The 16780-nt window shown below is 64.6% G+C and carries 19 protein-coding genes; 14 read left to right on the forward strand and 5 right to left on the reverse strand.

Translation table 11 applies throughout. The features are described 5' to 3' along the window. The first annotated feature begins 102 nt into the window (after positions 1-102). Complete coding sequence (locus tag QQL28_RS19225; protein ID WP_431309621.1) at positions 103-651, forward strand: PAN domain-containing protein; 549 nt, start codon at positions 103-105, stop codon at positions 649-651. 109 nt (positions 652-760) lie between these two features. On the opposite strand, the gene QQL28_RS19230 is transcribed toward QQL28_RS19225, so the two are convergent. The 4 genes from QQL28_RS19230 to tldD are packed head-to-tail and all read right to left on the reverse strand — an operon-like array spanning position 761 to position 3902. Further along, positions 761-1327 carry a nucleotidyltransferase family protein gene (locus QQL28_RS19230; protein ID WP_284268086.1) on the reverse strand — a complete coding sequence of 189 codons (567 nt, stop codon included), beginning with the start codon at positions 1325-1327 and terminating at the stop codon, positions 761-763. 5 nt (positions 1328-1332) lie between these two features. After that, the gene (locus QQL28_RS19235) at positions 1333-1674 is read right to left on the reverse strand and encodes an MmcQ/YjbR family DNA-binding protein (protein ID WP_284267728.1); all 342 of its coding nucleotides are present in this window, start codon (positions 1672-1674) and stop codon (positions 1333-1335) included. 9 nt (positions 1675-1683) lie between these two features. Then, a complete protein-coding gene (gene lepB / locus QQL28_RS19240; protein ID WP_284267731.1) occupies positions 1684-2478 on the reverse strand; it encodes a signal peptidase I in 795 nt (264 codons plus the stop codon). Next, the gene (gene tldD, locus QQL28_RS19245; RefSeq protein WP_284267733.1) at positions 2475-3902 is read right to left on the reverse strand and encodes a metalloprotease TldD; all 1428 of its coding nucleotides are present in this window, start codon (positions 3900-3902) and stop codon (positions 2475-2477) included. Before tldD ends, lepB begins: the two co-directional genes overlap by 4 nt. 195 nt (positions 3903-4097) lie before the next feature. On the opposite strand from tldD, the gene QQL28_RS19250 reads away from it, so the two are divergent. Then, positions 4098-4385 (forward strand): hypothetical protein, encoded by a 288-nt coding sequence (locus QQL28_RS19250; protein ID WP_284267735.1) that lies wholly within the window; start codon positions 4098-4100, stop codon positions 4383-4385. A 252-nt stretch (positions 4386-4637) separates the two neighbouring features. Here the strand turns inward: QQL28_RS19250 and QQL28_RS19255 are convergent, their stop codons facing one another. Then, positions 4638-5174, reverse strand: a complete 537-nt coding sequence (locus tag QQL28_RS19255; protein ID WP_284267737.1) for an invasion associated locus B family protein — start codon at positions 5172-5174, stop codon at positions 4638-4640. A gap of 453 nt (positions 5175-5627) precedes the next feature. On the opposite strand from QQL28_RS19255, the gene coxB reads away from it, so the two are divergent. From coxB to QQL28_RS19315, 12 genes are all read left to right on the forward strand, one after another. Continuing rightward, positions 5628-6467 (forward strand): cytochrome c oxidase subunit II, encoded by an 840-nt coding sequence (gene coxB, locus QQL28_RS19260; RefSeq protein WP_284267738.1) that lies wholly within the window; start codon positions 5628-5630, stop codon positions 6465-6467. Between the two features lie 69 nt (positions 6468-6536). Then, positions 6537-8162 carry a cytochrome c oxidase subunit I gene (gene ctaD / locus QQL28_RS19265; protein ID WP_284267741.1) on the forward strand — a complete coding sequence of 542 codons (1626 nt, stop codon included), beginning with the start codon at positions 6537-6539 and terminating at the stop codon, positions 8160-8162. Positions 8163-8225: 63 nt separating this feature from the next. After that, positions 8226-9164, forward strand: a complete 939-nt coding sequence (locus QQL28_RS19270; protein WP_284267742.1) for a heme o synthase — start codon at positions 8226-8228, stop codon at positions 9162-9164. A 7-nt stretch (positions 9165-9171) separates the two neighbouring features. Continuing rightward, positions 9172-9336 carry a CoxF protein gene (locus QQL28_RS19275; RefSeq protein WP_284267743.1) on the forward strand — a complete coding sequence of 55 codons (165 nt, stop codon included), beginning with the start codon at positions 9172-9174 and terminating at the stop codon, positions 9334-9336. Between the two features lie 5 nt (positions 9337-9341). Next, on the forward strand, positions 9342-9992 hold the full coding sequence (locus tag QQL28_RS19280) for a cytochrome c oxidase assembly protein (protein ID WP_284267744.1): 651 nt from the start codon (positions 9342-9344) through the stop codon (positions 9990-9992). 77 nt (positions 9993-10069) lie between these two features. After that, complete coding sequence (locus QQL28_RS19285) at positions 10070-10966, forward strand: cytochrome c oxidase subunit 3 (protein WP_284267745.1); 897 nt, start codon at positions 10070-10072, stop codon at positions 10964-10966. 81 nt (positions 10967-11047) lie between these two features. After that, positions 11048-11434 carry a DUF983 domain-containing protein gene (locus tag QQL28_RS19290; protein ID WP_284267747.1) on the forward strand — a complete coding sequence of 129 codons (387 nt, stop codon included), beginning with the start codon at positions 11048-11050 and terminating at the stop codon, positions 11432-11434. Then, on the forward strand, positions 11431-12186 hold the full coding sequence (locus QQL28_RS19295; RefSeq protein WP_284267749.1) for an SURF1 family protein: 756 nt from the start codon (positions 11431-11433) through the stop codon (positions 12184-12186). The genes QQL28_RS19290 and QQL28_RS19295 overlap by 4 nt, the downstream gene beginning before the upstream one ends. Before the next feature lie 119 nt (positions 12187-12305). Further along, positions 12306-12671: a nuclear transport factor 2 family protein gene (locus QQL28_RS19300; protein WP_284267751.1), complete on the forward strand. Its 366-nt coding sequence runs from the start codon at positions 12306-12308 to the stop codon at positions 12669-12671. Positions 12672-12944: 273 nt separating this feature from the next. Continuing rightward, complete coding sequence (locus tag QQL28_RS19305) at positions 12945-13589, forward strand: response regulator transcription factor (protein ID WP_284267753.1); 645 nt, start codon at positions 12945-12947, stop codon at positions 13587-13589. A 458-nt stretch (positions 13590-14047) separates the two neighbouring features. Further along, positions 14048-15466, forward strand: coding sequence for a threonine synthase (gene thrC, locus QQL28_RS19310; protein ID WP_284267756.1), 1419 nt, complete (start codon positions 14048-14050; stop codon positions 15464-15466). Further along, the gene (locus tag QQL28_RS19315; protein ID WP_284267758.1) at positions 15463-16752 is read left to right on the forward strand and encodes a M16 family metallopeptidase; all 1290 of its coding nucleotides are present in this window, start codon (positions 15463-15465) and stop codon (positions 16750-16752) included. The genes thrC and QQL28_RS19315 overlap by 4 nt, the downstream gene beginning before the upstream one ends. Positions 16753-16780: the final 28 nt, after the last annotated feature.

The following is a 16780-nucleotide window of genomic DNA, read 5'->3' on the forward strand; positions in this document are numbered from 1 at the left end:
AATGGCCGGCTGAAAAAACTGAGCGCGTTCAATAACTCGAAAGCTGTTCGTATGGGGAAGGGCCTGCCTGGGGCCTTGATGGCAAGGGTCATGGCAAGAGCCATGACGAGGGTCGTGGCACAGGGTGTGGCGTGGGTCATGCTGCTGGCGGTCCTGCTTGCCATCGTGCCGGCGAGCGCCCAGACCGCATTCGACCGGCCCGGCGGCGATTATTTCAACACGCCCGTGGCGTCAGGCGATCCCGAGGACTGCGCGCTCTTGTGCGAGCGCGACCGGCGCTGCCGGTCCTGGAGCTTCAGCTATCCCGACGTCGAGGGCGCGCCCGCGGTGTGCTGGCTGAAGAACACCGTGCCGCCGCGCACTCCGGCGAATTGCTGCATCTCGGGCGTCCGCGGCGCGGGCGTGATCGAGCCGCGCGTCGAGGGCGTCGAGACGTCGATCGACCGCCCCGGCGGTGATTTGCGCAATTTCGAACTGAAGGCCGACGAAGGCGAGGAGGCCTGCAAAGCCGCCTGCACCGCCGACAACAAATGCCGCGCCTTCACCTTCGCCCGTCCCGGCTACACGGGCCGCGAAGCGCGCTGCTTCCTGAAGAAGGAAATCAAGCCGCCGCGCAGGAAGGCGGGGTTTACGTCGGGCGTGGTGCGGTGAGGCGCCTGGCTGCGTAGGGTGGGTTGGCCGAAGGCGTAACCCACCTCTTTTACGTTCCACGAAGAGAGAGAGATGGGTTACGCCTACGGCTAACCCACCCTACGGCGTCTCATTCCGCCGCGATCACCGTGAGCTCCGGCCACGATGACTTCCACCGCGCGGCCTTCGCCGCATAATTCCCCGCGGAAAAATTCGGGCCCGGATTGGGGCGCGCGATCAACCCGGCGACATCGCCAAATCCATGCGGCGCATAGACGTCGTAGCCCTCGCCTGCACGCCGGATGCCGATCTGCGTGTTCTGCGTCAGGAAGCGGTCGATGCCATCGGTCGAACAGGTCAGCGGCGGATAGGGCAGGCCGTGCTTGTCGGGGTACCACAGATGCACGCGCGCCTGGTTGCGCGCTTCGATCCTAACGCCGAGATACGCAAGGCTGGCCCCCAGCTTGCGGATCACCGCGTCTTCCGCCTCCCACGAGGTATCAAGGTCGAAATAGAACACGTCGTAGTCGGCGATGCCGTGATCGATCGCGCGCCCCGTGATCACGTTCCACGCCGTCTGCACCAGGCATCCCGACACCAGCCAGGCATCCGGCAGCGCGAGCTGCGCGAGCGCGTCGGTGATCGCAACGTTGACCGGATTTTTCAGGGCGAGGGCGAGAAACGCGTCGCGGTCCATCGCGATCATTCACCCGCGTCATATTGCGCGCGCGCCGATTTGGACGCGAGGATGCGCCAGCGCCGTCGCAAGAACGGCTCGACGTCGGCGCGCTTCGCCTTCGACAGGCGGATCAGCACCATCGGATAGTCGGCATAGTGGTCGGTGAAATAGAACAGCATTGGCCGGCTCTCGACCAGCATCGCCCGCTCGTCGGTCGGCACGTCCGGCAGCACCAGGCTGTCGCCGTCCTCTTTCAGGCGCGCCAGCATCTTCTTGCGCACCTTCAGGGCGGGCGTGCCGTAGGAGGTGCCGTCCTCGACCTCCGGCCACGTCAGCACAAATTTTCTGACGTCGTCGAAGGTCATGGGGCGTGCTTAGTGCACGGCAGTGAAGAACCGGGCCATCCGGAAGCCCGACAGCCAGGTCCACACCGGCTGGCTGCGCATGCCGAGATCCCAGGAGCCGAGCACGGCATCGGCGCGGCCGACGAGATTGTCGATCGGCAACAGCCCGACGCCGCCGGAGCGCAGGGGCACGCGGCTGTCGGCGGAGTTGTCCCTGTTGTCGCCGAGCACGAAGAGATGCCCGGCCGGCACCTTGACCTCCGGCGTGTTGTCGAGCGGGCCGTTGTCGCGCATCTTGAAAATGAGATGCGAGACGCCATTCGGCAGCGTCTCGACATAGCGGTAGGCAGGCTCGCTGCTCCCGCTGTCGTCCTCGGCCTGTCCCACGCCATCCGGCTTCAGCTCGGCGGGACGGTCGTTGATGAAGAGCTGGCCCTGCCGCATCTGGATGCGGTCGCCGGGCAGACCGACCACGCGCTTGACCCAGGCCTGCGAGCGGTCGCCGGGCCAGCGGAATACGACGACGTCGCCCTGCTTCGGCGTCTCGGCGAAGACGCGGCCGGTCTCGGGCAGGTTGATCTGGATCGGCAGCGAAGAGGTGCCGTAGCCATAGGGGAATTTCGAGGCGAGCAGCGCGTCGCCGATCAGCAAGGTCGGCTCCATCGAGCCCGACGGCACGTAGAACGGCTCGGCCAGCGCACCCTTGGCGATGAACACGGCGGCGACGATGCCGGCAAGCTGCACGAGCTGTCCGCGCCAGGTGCTGCTCTTGGTCTTGCCACTACTCTTGGGCTTTGTTGGTGCAGTCATTTTCTCAACGCTCATGCGCCCGTACCACCCACCGTAATCCGTTCCATCAGAAGCGTCGGCTGGCCGACGCCGACCGGCACGCCCTGGCCGTTCTTGCCGCAGGTGCCGATGCCGGAATCGAGCGCGAGATCGTTGCCGATGGCGCGGATGCGATGCAGGTCGGTCGGCCCGTTGCCGATCAGCATGGCGCCCTTCAAGGGCGCGCCCAGCTTGCCGTTCTCGATCTTGTAGGCCTCGGTGCACTGGAAGACGTACTTGCCCGAGGTGATGTCGACCTGGCCGCCGCCGAAATTCGCGGCGAACACGCCGTTCTTCACCGAGGCGAGGATCTCGCCATGCTCGCGGTCGCCCGCGAGCATGTAGGTGTTGGTCATGCGCGGCATCGGCACATGGGCGTAGCCCTGGCGGCGGCCGTTGCCGGTCGGCTTCATGTTCATCAGACGCGCGTTCTGGCGGTCCTGCATGTAGCCGACCAGGATGCCGTCATCGATCAGCACCGTGCGGTTGGTCGGCGTGCCCTCATCGTCGATCGAGAGCGAGCCGCGCCGCGAGGCAATGGTGCCGTCGTCGACCACGGTGACGCCCTTGGCCGCCACCTGCTGGCCCATCAGGCCGGCAAACGCCGAGGTCTTCTTGCGGTTGAAGTCTCCCTCCAGGCCGTGGCCGACCGCCTCATGCAGCATCACGCCGGGCCAGCCGGCGCCAAGCACCACGTCCATCTCGCCGGCGGGCGCCGGCACGGATTCCAGATTCACCAGCGCCTCGCGCAGCGCGCCGTCAGCCGCGTCGCGCCAGTTCCTGGTCTCGATGAATTCGGCATAGCCGGCGCGGCCGCCATAGCCCTTGCTGCCGCTTTCCTGACGATCGCCCTGGCCGGCGACGACGGAAACGTTCACGCGCACCAACGGGCGGATGTCGCGATAGCTCTCGCCATCGGGGCGGAGGATTTCAACCACCTGCCAGGTCGCCCCTAAGCTGACGCTGACCTGCCGCACGCGCGGATCCTTGTCGCGCAAATACGCGTCGATCTCCGCGAGCAGCTTGACCTTGGCCTCGAACCCCGGCGCGTCCAGCGGATTGTCGTCGCCATAGAGCCGCACATTGGTATGCGGCGGCGGCGCTGCAAAGCTTCCCGAATAGCCGCCGCGGACGGCTGCGACCGCATCGGCCGCGCGGATCAGCGCCGGCAGCGAGACGTCGGAGGAATGCGCGTAGCCGACCGCGTCGTCCTTCACGGCGCGCAGGCCAAAGCCCTGCGAGGTGTCATAGGTCGCCTGCTTCAGCCGCCCATTGTCGAACATCAGCGCTTCGGTCTGGCTGTATTCCAGAAACAATTCGCCGTCGTCGGCGCCCGAAAGCCCGCGCGCGACTTCGTGGCGAACCTGGTCGCGGTCGAGATTGGCGCGGTCGAGCAGGGAGGCTGTGGCAGGGTTGGTCATTGGCGATCCATTATCGGGAGATGTGGGGCAAGATAATGGTTTCAAAAGCGTTCGGCGAGGGGGCCTGCCGTCACATTACCGAAACGACATGGTCGGGATCAGGGAGCCGGCCATTCGGTTGCCCTCGTCTTAAGCCGGTTTTGAAGATTTTCGGCCTATATCCGCGCACCCCCTGTGTGAGGCGCCGGCCAAGACATGTGGAATTCGCTGCTCGGGTTCTGGGATCAGTATCACGGCCTGATCATCGGCTTTGCCGCATTGGCATTGGTCCTGTTCGTCAACCAGCTCATCTACCGCCGCGGCTGGAAATCCTATCCCACGCGCGAACAATACCTCGCAGCCCATCCCGGCTCCGCGACGGCGGGCGGCATCGTCTGCGCCAAATGCCGGCAGAAGGCCGCCGGAATGGCCGTCGCCAGCTCAGGCCGCATCTATCGGTGCACCTGGTGCGATACGGAGCTTTATCGCATCGACAGGGCGTGAGGCGCGGTCGAGCGGCCGGGTAATTCCAAAGACACATAATTCGTAATTTTGGAACGATGTCGTCCCGGACAAGCGAACTCCTGGCAACGCGAAGCGTTGTCCAGAGTGAGCGCGATCCAGGATCCATTAGCCCAGGATCAGGTTTGGTGCGTGGGACTGCCCCCGTGTCCCTCTCGGTAGATCACGCTGAATGGGTCTTGGCTTTCGCCAGGACGAGAGCGGAGATTTTGGCAGGCAACCCGGGCCAAGGCCCTAGGGCAACTTGTCATACCCCTCGCCGAGCCCGTTCAAGCTGAGCGGGAAGCCGATGCCTTCCTCGGGGGTTTCGAAGATGATGAAGGTTGCGGTCTTGGCTGAGCGGAGTTGGCCGAGCAGCTTGTCGTCCATGACGACCTCGGCGACGCAGCCGTTGGGCAGGCAGCGGACGAAGCCGGCGCGGCCGACGTCCTGGTTGTCGAGCTTCAGGCCGAGGCCGGAGGGCAGCAGCACGCCCAGGGGGGCGACCACCCGCATCAGCCGGCTCTTCTGGTCGGCGGTCTTCAGCACGATCACGGTCAGGCCGGCATTGGAGCGGTCTTCGGCGACGACGCTCTGGATCAGGGCGCACTGCTCGGCCTGGGCGCCCGGCGGGGTGTCGCAGCGGATCTGCCAGTCGCCATGGACCGAGCGCACCGCACCTTGCGCGTATGCAAGGCCGGGCAGGAGGAGGACGGCGGCCATCAGAAGGCCGGCCAACACGCCAAGTCGGCGGTCAGGAGCGGGTTTCGCCATGCGTGTCGAAAGCCCCATCGGGGTCGATCCCTCTGTTCGCAACCTGCTTGGGCGGCTTCGTTTCCACTCAGGATACGGAAATGACGGCGGCTTGAAGGCGGATCTCAAGCAGCCAACAAGCAAATCCCGCGCCGCGCCGGTCGCCTTTGCCCGCGCGAATCAGACTCCTGCGGGGCCGCCGGTCAGTGCCTACAGCGGGCAATCCTGCTGTCAAGCCGCGACACTCCCGGGAATGGTATTTTTGTCTGAAATATCTTGCGGGTGATGGCAGGCAGGCAGGGCTCAAGACTGCATTGCGATAGATCAAGAATTATGGTTTGAGAGGCTTGATTTCGGCGTTCTAGCGATCTGGCCCCACGACCTCTTAGAGGGATTCTTGCGCGGCGGTTTGTCGGACGGGCGGATCGAATAAGCGTTCCCCAAAAATAGGGGAGTGCATTGGGGTGATTTCGTAAGGGGAGCGCGAGCGGCATGAGGATGTCGATGGGCCGGATGGGCCGGCACTTGCTGGGATTGGCCGTGGTTGGCCTGACGCTGGCCACCAGTGGCGCGGCATTTGCCGAGCTGGGGCAGCCGGCGCCGTGGGAGTGGAAGCTCCAGGAATCCGGCTCGCCGGTGATGGACAACATCGTCTGGTTCCACGATTTCCTGGCGGTTCTCATCACGGTGATCACGCTGTTCGTGCTCGCGCTTCTGGTGATCGTGGTCGTGAAGTTCAACGCGCGGGCCAATCCGGTGCCGTCGCGGACCACGCACAACACGCTGATCGAGGTGGCCTGGACCCTGGTGCCGGTGCTGATCCTGGTCGGCATTGCGGTGCCGTCGTTCCGCCTCCTGTTCCTCGAGCTCGACGTGCCGAAGGCGGACCTGACCATCAAGGCCACCGGCAAGCAGTGGTACTGGTCCTACGCCTATCCCGACAACGGCAAGTTCGAGTTCGACTCGCTGATGGCCCAGGACAAGCAGCCCCGCCTGCTCGGTGTCGACAACGAGATGGTGGTGCCGGTCAACAAGGTGATTCGCGTTCAGGTCACTGGCGCCGACGTCATCCACGCCTTCGCGCTGCCGGCCTTCGGCGTCAAGATCGACGCGATTCCGGGCCGGCTGAACGAGACCTGGTTCAAGGCCACCAAGACCGGCATGTATTACGGCCAGTGCTCGGAACTCTGCGGCAAGGACCACGCCTTCATGCCGATCGCGATTCGTGTCGTGAACGACCAGGAGTTCGCCTCCTGGGTTGATGCGGCGAAGAAGAAATATGCGAGCGGCGGCACGAGCACTTACGCCTCCGCGGCCGGCCCGGCGCAGTAAGCGCCGGTTCAGGGGACGAAAGGGCGGGACCTCTCGGGGTCCGAACGGGACGCAAGGCAGGATTTGAAAATGGCAACGAGTGCAGCGACACACGGCGATCACGCCCAGGACCATGGGCATGACGATCACGCCCATCCGACCGGATGGCGGCGCTACGTCTATTCGACCAACCACAAGGACATCGGCACGATGTACCTGATCTTCGCGGTCATCGCCGGCATCATCGGTGCCGCGATGTCGGTCGCGATCCGCGCCGAGCTGATGTATCCGGGCGTGCAGATCTTCCACGAGACCCACACTTACAATGTGTTCGTGACCAGCCACGGCCTGATCATGATCTTCTTCATGGTCATGCCGGCGATGATCGGCGGCTTCGGCAACTGGTTCGTGCCGCTGATGATCGGCGCGCCGGACATGGCGTTCCCGCGCATGAACAACATCTCGTTCTGGCTCTTGCCCGCCTCCTTCGCGCTGCTCCTCTGCTCCACCTTCGTCGAGGGCGAGCCGGGTGCCAACGGCGTCGGCGCGGGCTGGACCATCTACGCGCCGCTGTCGACCACCGGCCATCCTGGCCCGGCTGTCGACTTCGCGATCCTGTCGCTGCACCTTGCGGGCGCCTCGTCGATCCTGGGCGCGATCAACTTCATCACCACGATCTTCAACATGCGCGCGCCGGGCATGACCCTGCACAAGATGCCGCTGTTCGTCTGGTCGATCCTGGTGACGGTGTTCCTGCTGCTGCTGTCGCTGCCGGTGCTCGCCGGTGCGATCACCATGCTGCTCACCGACCGCAACTTCGGCACCACCTTCTTCTCGCCGGACGGTGGCGGCGATCCCGTGCTGTTCCAGCACCTGTTCTGGTTCTTCGGCCATCCCGAGGTGTACATCCTGATCCTGCCCGGCTTCGGCATGATCAGCCAGATCGTGTCGACCTTCTCGCGCAAGCCCGTGTTCGGCTATCTCGGCATGGCCTACGCCATGGTCGCGATCGGCGGCATCGGCTTCGTGGTGTGGGCGCACCACATGTACACGGTCGGCATGTCCTCGGCGACGCAGGCCTATTTCGTCGCCGCGACCATGGTGATCGCGGTGCCGACGGGCGTGAAGATCTTCTCGTGGATCGCCACGATGTGGGGCGGCTCGATCGAGTTCCGCGCGCCGATGGTTTGGGCGGTGGGCTTCATCTTCCTGTTCACCGTCGGCGGCGTCACCGGCGTCGTGCTGGCCAATGCCGGCGTCGACCGCGTGCTGCAGGAGACCTACTACGTCGTCGCGCACTTCCACTACGTGCTGTCGCTCGGCGCGGTGTTCGCGATCTTCGCCGGCTGGTACTACTGGTTCCCGAAGATGACGGGCTACATGTACAACGAGGCACTCGCGAAGTTGCACTTCTGGGTCACCTTCGTCGGCGTCAATCTGGTGTTCTTCCCGCAGCACTTCCTCGGTCTGTCCGGCATGCCCCGCCGCTATGTCGACTATCCCGATGCGTTCGCGGGCTGGAACTACGTCTCGTCGATCGGCTCCTACATCTCGGGCTTCGGCGTGCTCATCTTCCTCTACTGCGTGTTCGACGCGTTCGCCCGCAAGGTGCCCGCCGCCGACAATCCGTGGGGTGCCGGCGCAACCACGCTGGAATGGACGCTGTCCTCGCCGCCGCCCTTCCACCAGTTCGAAGTGCTGCCCCGCGTGCAGTAAGCAACCTTAGCCGCGGCGCCTCTCATGGGCGCCGCGGCTCGATCACGAAGCGAGTAGGTTTAAGTGTCGGTCCTCGATCAAAACGCCATCGATATCAGGATCTCCGAGGCGGAGGTCGGCGACTACATTGCGCTGTTGAAGCCGCGGGTGATGTCGCTCGTGATCTTCACCGCGCTGGTCGGGCTGATGATGGCGCCCGGGCATTTCCATCCCGTGCTCGCGATCACCTCGCTGCTCTGCATCGCGGTCGGCGCCGGCGCCTCCGGTGCGCTGAACATGGCGCTCGAAGGCGACATCGACGCCAAGATGTCGCGCACCGCCAACCGCCCGATCCCGCGCGGCCGTATCACCAGGCCCGAGGCGATGACGTTCGGCATGACGCTCGCCTTCTTCTCGGTGATGACGCTCGGCATCCTCGTCAACTGGATCGCGGGTGCGCTGCTAGCCTTCACCATCTTCTTCTACGTCGTGATCTACACGATGTGGCTGAAGCGCTGGACCGCGCAGAACATCGTGATCGGCGGCGCCGCCGGCGCGCTGCCGCCGGTGGTGGCCTGGGCCGCAGTGACCGGCACGGTCGATGTCGAGCCGCTGCTCCTGTTCCTCATCATCTTCTTCTGGACCCCGCCGCACTTCTGGGCGCTGGCGCTGTTCCGCTCCGACGATTATGCCCGCGCCGGCATCCCGATGCTGCCCAACGTCGCCGGCCCCGATGCGACGCGGCTGCAGATCCTGCTCTACACCGTCGTGCTGATCGCGGTGGCTGCGGCGCCCTGGGCGCTCGGTTATTTCGACTGGATCTACGGCATCACCTCGCTGGTGCTCGGCGCCGGCATGCTGGTGCTCGCCATCAACGTCTATGTGCGGCGCGAACGCAGCCAGTCGCTGCGCGCGACGCGCAAATTGTTTGCTTTCTCCATTCTTTATCTGTTCGCGCTGTTTGCGACCCTGCTTGCCGAGGTCGTGTTCCGCGCCCTGGCTCCGATGGTAGGGGGCGCATGACGCTGGCATGCCCGACAAATCCGAGCCAGATGGAATCGTCCTCACCGAGGCGCAGAAGAAGAGCCGCCGTCATCGCTCGATTGCGATCGCGCTCGCGCTCGGCGTGCTCGTGGTGCTGTTTTTCGCGGTCACCATGGTCAAGGGACCGGCGGTGCTAGTTCGGCCATTGTAGGAAAGATGAATCAGAAGCCGACCATATCGCGGGATGAGAGCCGGAGGGCCACGAAGGGGCGCGGTCTCTTCAATGGTCTCGGCCGCGACGCGCTGGTCGCTTCGATCTGCGGCGGCGTGGTCGCGCTGATGGTCGGTGCCTCCTATGCTGCCGTGCCGTTCTACAACTGGTTCTGTCGCGCCACCGGCTTCAACGGCACGACGCAGGTCGCGACCGCCGCGCCGGCGACCGGTCCCATCGCGCGCAAGATCGCGGTGCGCTTCGATTCCAACGTCGCACCGGGCCTGCCCTGGAAGTTCGAGCCGGAGCAGACCGAGATCGAGGTCAATGTCGGCCAGGTCACGACCGTCTACTACACCGTGACCAACCAGGCCGCGCGCACCACCGCAGGGCAAGCGGCCTACAACGTCGCGCCGCTGACGGTCGGGTCCTATTTCCAGAAGATCAACTGCTTCTGCTTCACCGAGCAGACCATGGCGCCCGGCGAGAAGCGGGAGATGCCCGTGGTGTTCTATGTCGATCCGTCGATCATCGACGACCACGACAATGACGGGCTGGGCACGATCACGCTGTCCTATACGTTCTATCCGGTGCGCGAGCCGGCGGTGAAGCCGCTCGCAGCCGGCGAGGACGACAAGCGCAAAGGCAATCTTTGATCGCCGGGCTCACATCCGGGGATTGGAATTAAAGGGGACAAGTGCCTGACAGGCACGGGCTAAGGAGAGAGACGGAAATGGCGACCGCGCAAGGCAAGCATCACGACTATCACCTGGTCGATCCGTCTCCGTGGCCGGCCGTCGGCTCGGTCTCGGCCTTCGTCATGGCATTCGGCGCCATCGCCTGGATGCACCACATGTTCGCGGCCGCGCCGATCATCTTCGGTGCCGGCACCATCGGCGTGCTCTACACCATGGTGAGCTGGTGGAGCGACGTGATCAAGGAAGCCCAGTACAAGGGCGACCACACCCGCGTCGTGCAGCTGCACCACCGCTACGGCATGATCCTGTTCATCGCCTCCGAGGTGATGTTCTTCGTCGCCTGGTTCTGGGCGTTCTTCAACTCGGCGCTGTTCCCCGACTTCGCCGTCCAGGCCACCCGTGACGCCGTCTTCGGCTGCGGCCTTGGCACCCAGATGGGTGCGTGCAGCGTGCCCGGCACCTGGCCGCCGCACGGCATCGAGAGCTTCGATCCCTGGCACCTGCCGCTGCTGAACACGCTGATCCTCCTGACCTCCGGCACCACCGCGACCTGGGCGCACCACGCGCTGCTGGAGAACGACCGCCAGGGCCTCAAATACGGTCTGATCCTCACCGTGCTGCTCGGCGCGGCCTTCACCTGCGTGCAGGCCTATGAGTACAGCCACGCCGCGTTCTCCTTTGCGGGCAACATCTACGGCGCGACCTTCTTCATGGCGACCGGTTTCCACGGTTTCCACGTGCTGGTCGGCACCGTGTTCCTGCTGGTGTGCCTGGCGCGCGCCTATGCCGGTCACTTCACGCCGAAGCAGCATCTCGGCTTCGAGTTCGCCGCCTGGTACTGGCACTTCGTCGACGTGGTCTGGCTGTTCCTGTTCATCTGCATCTACGTCTGGGGACGCGGCGCCGAGACCATGGCCCACGGCGCGCATTAGAGCCCGATCGATCGTGATATAAGGGGGCGGCCTCATCGGCCGCCCCTTTTGCTTAAGGTTTGGAGAGGGGAAGGAAAGTGCATGACCGAGTATCCTCCCGCGACCGTTCTTCAGAGCGCGATGCGCGGGCTTGCCTGCAAATGCCCGCGCTGCGGACAGGGCAAGCTCTATGCGGGCTTCCTCACGCTCGCTCCGTCATGTGAGATCTGCGGCCTCGATTACGCCTTCATCGACTCCGGCGACGGGCCGGCGATCTTCATCATCATGCTGGCCGGCGCCATCGTGGTGGCCTGTGCGCTGATCGTCGAGGTCAAGTACCAGCCGCCGTTCTGGCTGCATGCGGCGTTGTGGCTGCCGCTGATCCTGGTCACCACGCTGTTGCCGCTGCGGTCGATGAAGTCGCTGTTGATCGCGCTGCAATTCCATCACAAGGCGGCGCCGGGCCGGCTGGTCGATCGCGCGAAATGAACGGGACCGCGACGCGCCGCCGCGGCGTGGCGGGATTTGCCCTGTTCACGCTCGCCCTGATCGCAGCCTTCATTGCGCTCGGTGTCTGGCAATTGCAGCGCCGTGTCGCCAAGCACGAATTGATCGCGGCGCTGGCCGAGCGCCTTGCGGCGTCGCCCGTCGCGCTGCCGCCGCCCGCACAGTGGAGCACGCTGAATGCGGCCAATGACGAGTTTCGCCGCGTCAGCTTCACGGCGACCTACGCGCCGCTTCCCGACGCCATGGTCTACAGCTCCGGCTCGGCCGTGCGCAAGGATGCCTCCGGTCCCGGCACCTGGGCCTTCCTGCCGGCACGACTGCCGACCGGCGAGATGATCGTGATCGATGCCGGCTTCGTCGAGAACACGATGCAGGATCGGTCCGTCGAGGATCGTGCCGTGACGAAGCTCGTCAGCGGCAGGCAGGTCGCGCTCACCGGCTATCTGCGTTTTCCGGAGGAAGCGGGCTGGCTCACGCCCGCGGAGAATCGCACCAAGCGGCTGTGGTTCGTGCGCGATCATCATCTGATGGCGAGTGCGCTCGGCTGGGGCGCGGTCGCGCCGTTCTACATCGATCTGGAACAGCCCGCGCCAGAGAACGGCATCCCGCGTCCCGGACCGCTCGACGTGCATCTGAAGGACGACCACCTGCAATACGCCATCACCTGGTTCACGCTCGCAGGCGCGGTGCTGATCGCATTCGGCGTGTGGGTGAGGGGACGGCGGCGGAATTGATGCACTGCGGTATTCCGAGACGGAATCCGGAATCTTCCGGGCTTTACCATTCGGCGTCCATTCACGACTGTAGCCACAAGCCGCGAAACGAATTCGCGTGAGTAAATCGGGATGGACGCGTGAGTGACTTCGATCAGATGGGCATTGTCGTCGACTGGCTGGACGCCTGTCGCAAGGGCGACCTCAGGTCGCTGATCGATCTCTATACCGACGATGCCAGTCTCGAATGTCAATGCGGGTGCACGCACCTCTATCGCGGTCGCAGCGAGCTCGAAGCTTATTGGGGATCGCGGCTCGGTGCGCTCTCGTCTGCCGGATTCGGACTCGAGGAGATCAGCCCCGCGCCGCAGGGCGTCGAGCTCGAATATTCGATCGCCGGCTCGTTGCGCATCCGCGCCAGCTTCGGCTTCAGCGTCGATGGCAAGATTTCCCGGACCACCTGCGCGCCGGCGCGGCAGAATCCAATGGACTGCTCGGCCTGCTGACGCACGATCCGGGACCAGGGCCGCGTTAACGCAAAACGGCCAGCGGTTTTCCGAAAAGGTCGTGCGCCAACAAAGAGCTAACGCGCGGCGAAAATTCAACTTATCGTCAGCACTTTAGCGGGGCACGGCCCCCGCGCCGCCAAATATGCAGACGGGCGCAGCTGGACGCACGCAGAGGTCTTCCCCATTTAGTTAAATTCTAACGCAGGTCGTATTTTCACTCTTTCCATTTGTTCCCGCTGGCTTATCTGTTGAGGAAAGCGAGCCAGAACAATGCAAGACATCGTCAAGCCGGCCACGCGGATATTGATCGTCGACGACCATCCGGTCGTCGTATTTGGTTGCAGGTCGCTGTTCGCGTCGGATCACTCGGTCCGGATCGACGAGGCCAGTGACGCAAAGTCCGGTCACCGCGCCTTCGTCAGCAAGCGTCCCGACGTCACCCTCATCGACATCAGCCTGCCCGACGTCTCCGGTTTCGAATTGATGCGCCGCATCCGCAAGGACGATCCGGACGCCAAGATCATCATGCTCAGCACCAACGACGATCCTGCGTTCGTGGTCCGGGCGGTCGAGATGGGCGCGCAGGGCTATGTCTCCAAGGCCGACGACACCAAGATCCTGGTCAAGGCCGTGCGCAAGGTCGCGGCCGGCGACAATTTCATCTCGCCGCAGCTCGCGGAGGCCGTGACCTTTTCCGGCGCGGCGATCAAGGCGAACCCAGCCTCGCAGATGACGTCGCGCGAATTGGAGATCCTGCGGCTGCTGGGGCGCGGCGACAAGATCGTCGAGGTCGCAGAAGCGCTCGGTATCTCCTACAAGACCGTCGCCAACACCACGTCGCTGTTGAAGCAGAAGCTTGGCGCGAAAAACCACTCCGACCTGATCAGGATCGCGGTGGCGATCGGGATGAACTGAGCTCGGTCGTCCGCACCGAACGGATACGCTTCCAGCAGCAGGAAAAGACAGCAGGCGCGTCGCGCCGAGCTTCAAACCGTGGTGCGATCCGCGATCATCGCTTTGATACGATCGGGAAAAGCTGGAACGTTTTCCGGCGCAAACCGTTTTTGCCCTTGACGATGAGATGACACCCGACCAAAAGCTCACGGCGAACGATTTGACGGGGCCCTGGTTTTCGAACCGGCGTCCGAACGCGGATAAAACAGGTCTGCACACGTAACGACAGACCCTTCCAGGAGAGGGCTGCGGCATCGCCGCAGCCCTTTTTCTTGCGACGCATTAAGCCGGAGTCGGCACGGGAAGCGGTTTCCCGATGCTGCAAAACGCTTTATGGTGCCCCCAGCTTGCTACGGCAAAACAAAGTAACATCATTTAAATCAAAGGTTTAGGCGATCGGCCGGCCTTTGGAGGGCGGTTTGACTCGATATATCTCCACCCGGGGCGAGGCCCCCGAGCTTGGCTTCTGCGACGTGATGCTGACCGGGCTTGCCCGCGATGGCGGGCTCTATGTGCCCCTCGTCTGGCCGCAGCTCTCGCCAGGGACGATCGCAAGCTTCTTCGGCCGGCCCTATTGGGAGGTTGCGGTCGACGTGATCCGTCCCTTCACCGGCGGTGAGATCTCGGATGCCGATCTCGGCCGCATGGCGAACGAGGCCTACGCCACCTTCCGCCATCCGGCCGTGGTGCCGCTGCGCCAGATGTCGCCGCATCAATTCGTGCTCGAGCTGTTTCACGGTCCGACGCTCGCCTTCAAGGACGTCGCGATGCAGCTGATCTCGCGGCTGATGGATCATGTGCTCGCCAAGCGCGGCCAGCGCACCACCATCGCGGTCGCGACCTCCGGCGACACCGGCGGCGCTGCCGTCGAAGCCTTCGCGGGCCTGGAGAATGTCGACCTCATCGTGCTGTTTCCGCACAACCGCGTCTCCAACGTGCAGCAGCGCATGATGACGACGACGGGCGCTGCCAACGTGCATGCGCTCGCGATCGAAGGCACGTTCGACGACTGCCAGGCGCTGGTGAAGGGGATGTTCAACCATCACCGCTTCCGCGACACGGTCGCGCTGTCCGGCGTCAACTCCATCAACTGGGCGCGCATCGTGGCGCAGGTGGTCTACTATTTCACCTCGGCGGTCGCGGTCGGCGCGCCGGCGCGGCAGGTCGATTTCACCGTGCCGACCGGCAATTTCGGAGACATCTTTGCAGGCTACGTCGCCAAGCGCATGGGGCTTCCGGTGCGGTGCCTTCGCATCGCCGCCAACGTCAACGACATCCTGGCGCGCACGCTCAAGACCGGCATCTACGAGGTGCGCGAGGTGCACGCCACCGCATCGCCGTCGATGGACATCCAGATCTCCTCGAATTTCGAGCGGCTGATGTTCGAGGCCGGCCGGCGCGATGCGGCCGGCGTGCGCCGGCTGATGGACTCGCTGAAGCAGTCGGGACGTTTCGTGCTGCCCGACGCCACGCTCGCCGCGATCCGCGAGGAGTTCGACGCCGGCCGCGCGGACGAGACTGAAACCTCGGCTGCGATCCGGGCCGCCTGGCGCGAGGCCGGCGAGCTCGTCGATCCCCATACTGCGGTGGCCCTCGCAGTGGCCGATCGCGACACCACGGACACGACGGTGCCCAACATCGTGCTGTCCACTGCGCATCCCGCCAAATTCCCCGACGCGGTCGAGGCCGCCTGCGGCATGCGGCCGCAATTGCCGGCCTGGCTCGACGGGTTGATGACCAAATCCGAACACATGAAGGTGATGAAGAACGATCAGGCCGAGGTAGAGCGGTTCGTGTTGTCGGTCAGCCGCGCCGCCAAGCAGGGAGTTGCCGGATGAGCGTCGAGATCTCCAAGCTTGCCTCCGGCCTCACCGTCGTCACCGACAATATGTCCCATGTCGAGACCGCCGCGCTCGGCGTCTGGGCCGGCGTCGGCGGCCGCGACGAGAAGTCGAACGAGCATGGCATCTCGCACCTGCTCGAGCACATGGCGTTCAAGGGAACGACGCGGCGCTCCTCGCGCGAGATCGTCGAGGAGATCGAGGCCGTCGGCGGCGATCTCAATGCCGGCACCTCGACCGAGACGACGTCCTACTACGCGCGGGTGATGAAGGCCGACGTGCCGCTGGCGCTCGACGTGCTCGCCGACATCCTCGCCAATCCCGCCTTCGAGCCGGAGGAGCTCGAGCGCGAGAAGAACGTCATCGTGCAGGAGATCGGTGCTGCGCAGGACACGCCCGACGACGTCGTGTTCGAGCATCTCAACGAGCTCTGCTATCCCGACCAGCCGATGGGCCGTTCGCTGCTCGGCACCGCCAAGACGCTACGCGGCTTCAACCGCGACATGCTGCGCGGCTATCTCTCCACGCATTATCGCGGCCCCGACATGGTGGTGGCCGCCGCAGGTGCGGTCGATCACCGTCAGGTCGTGGACGAGGTCGAGAAGCGGTTTGCAAGTTTCGAGGCGACGCCGGGACCGAAGCCGGCGCCTGCGATGTTCGGCAAGGGCGGCGCGAAGGTGGTGCATCGCGAGCTCGAGCAGGCGCATCTGACGCTGGCGCTGGAAGGCGTGCCGCAGACCGACCCGTCGCTGTTCTCGCTCCAGGTCTTCACCAACATCCTCGGCGGCGGGATGTCGTCGCGGCTGTTCCAGGAGGTGCGGGAGAAGCGCGGGCTGTGCTACTCGATCTACAGTTTCCACGCGCCCTATACGGATACCGGTTTCTTCGGGCTCTACACCGGCACCGATCCGGCGGACGCGCCGGAGATGATGGAGGTCGTCGTCGACATCATCAATGATTCGGTGGAGACACTGGCCGAGGCCGAGATCGCGCGTGCGAAAGCACAGATGAAGGCGGGCCTGTTGATGGCGCTGGAGAGCTGCTCTTCGCGCGCCGAGCAGCTTGCGCGGCACGTGCTGGCCTATGGGCGGCCGCAGACCGTGCAGGAACTGGTCGCCCGAATCGACGCCGTCAGCGTCGAATCGACGCGAAATGCGGCACGAGCGCTATTATCGCGGAGCCGCCCCGCGGTTGTTGCATTGGGCAGCGGCAGGGGTCTGGACACGGCGGTGTCTTTTGCGGAAGGATTGACCCGGGCGCGAGCTAAGGCGAGGCTCCACTAGGAGCTGTGCCGGAAGGCTCATGTTGCGC

The organism is Bradyrhizobium iriomotense, assembly GCF_030160715.1.
Lineage (GTDB): Bacteria > Pseudomonadota > Alphaproteobacteria > Rhizobiales > Xanthobacteraceae > Bradyrhizobium > Bradyrhizobium iriomotense.

What these genes read in the sequence shown, in the direction of transcription:
- QQL28_RS19225 (WP_431309621.1), top strand. Translation starts at nt 103, where the DNA reads ATGACGAGGGTCGTGGCACAGGGTGTGGCGTGGGTCATGCTGCTGGCG.
- QQL28_RS19315 (WP_284267758.1), top strand. Translation starts at nt 15,463, where the DNA reads ATGAGCGTCGAGATCTCCAAGCTTGCCTCCGGCCTCACCGTCGTCACC.
- tldD (WP_284267733.1), bottom strand. Translation starts at nt 3,902, where the DNA reads ATGACCAACCCTGCCACAGCCTCCCTGCTCGACCGCGCCAATCTCGAC.
- QQL28_RS19235 (WP_284267728.1), bottom strand. Translation starts at nt 1,674, where the DNA reads ATGACCTTCGACGACGTCAGAAAATTTGTGCTGACGTGGCCGGAGGTC.
- QQL28_RS19230 (WP_284268086.1), bottom strand. Translation starts at nt 1,327, where the DNA reads ATGGACCGCGACGCGTTTCTCGCCCTCGCCCTGAAAAATCCGGTCAAC.
- QQL28_RS19275 (WP_284267743.1), top strand. Translation starts at nt 9,172, where the DNA reads ATGCCCGACAAATCCGAGCCAGATGGAATCGTCCTCACCGAGGCGCAG.
- QQL28_RS19255 (WP_284267737.1), bottom strand. Translation starts at nt 5,174, where the DNA reads ATGGGGCTTTCGACACGCATGGCGAAACCCGCTCCTGACCGCCGACTT.
- QQL28_RS19280 (WP_284267744.1), top strand. Translation starts at nt 9,342, where the DNA reads ATGAATCAGAAGCCGACCATATCGCGGGATGAGAGCCGGAGGGCCACG.
- QQL28_RS19285 (WP_284267745.1), top strand. Translation starts at nt 10,070, where the DNA reads ATGGCGACCGCGCAAGGCAAGCATCACGACTATCACCTGGTCGATCCG.
- QQL28_RS19290 (WP_284267747.1), top strand. Translation starts at nt 11,048, where the DNA reads ATGACCGAGTATCCTCCCGCGACCGTTCTTCAGAGCGCGATGCGCGGG.
- QQL28_RS19295 (WP_284267749.1), top strand. Translation starts at nt 11,431, where the DNA reads ATGAACGGGACCGCGACGCGCCGCCGCGGCGTGGCGGGATTTGCCCTG.
- QQL28_RS19305 (WP_284267753.1), top strand. Translation starts at nt 12,945, where the DNA reads ATGCAAGACATCGTCAAGCCGGCCACGCGGATATTGATCGTCGACGAC.
- lepB (WP_284267731.1), bottom strand. Translation starts at nt 2,478, where the DNA reads ATGAGCGTTGAGAAAATGACTGCACCAACAAAGCCCAAGAGTAGTGGC.
- ctaD (WP_284267741.1), top strand. Translation starts at nt 6,537, where the DNA reads ATGGCAACGAGTGCAGCGACACACGGCGATCACGCCCAGGACCATGGG.
- coxB (WP_284267738.1), top strand. Translation starts at nt 5,628, where the DNA reads ATGAGGATGTCGATGGGCCGGATGGGCCGGCACTTGCTGGGATTGGCC.
- QQL28_RS19250 (WP_284267735.1), top strand. Translation starts at nt 4,098, where the DNA reads ATGTGGAATTCGCTGCTCGGGTTCTGGGATCAGTATCACGGCCTGATC.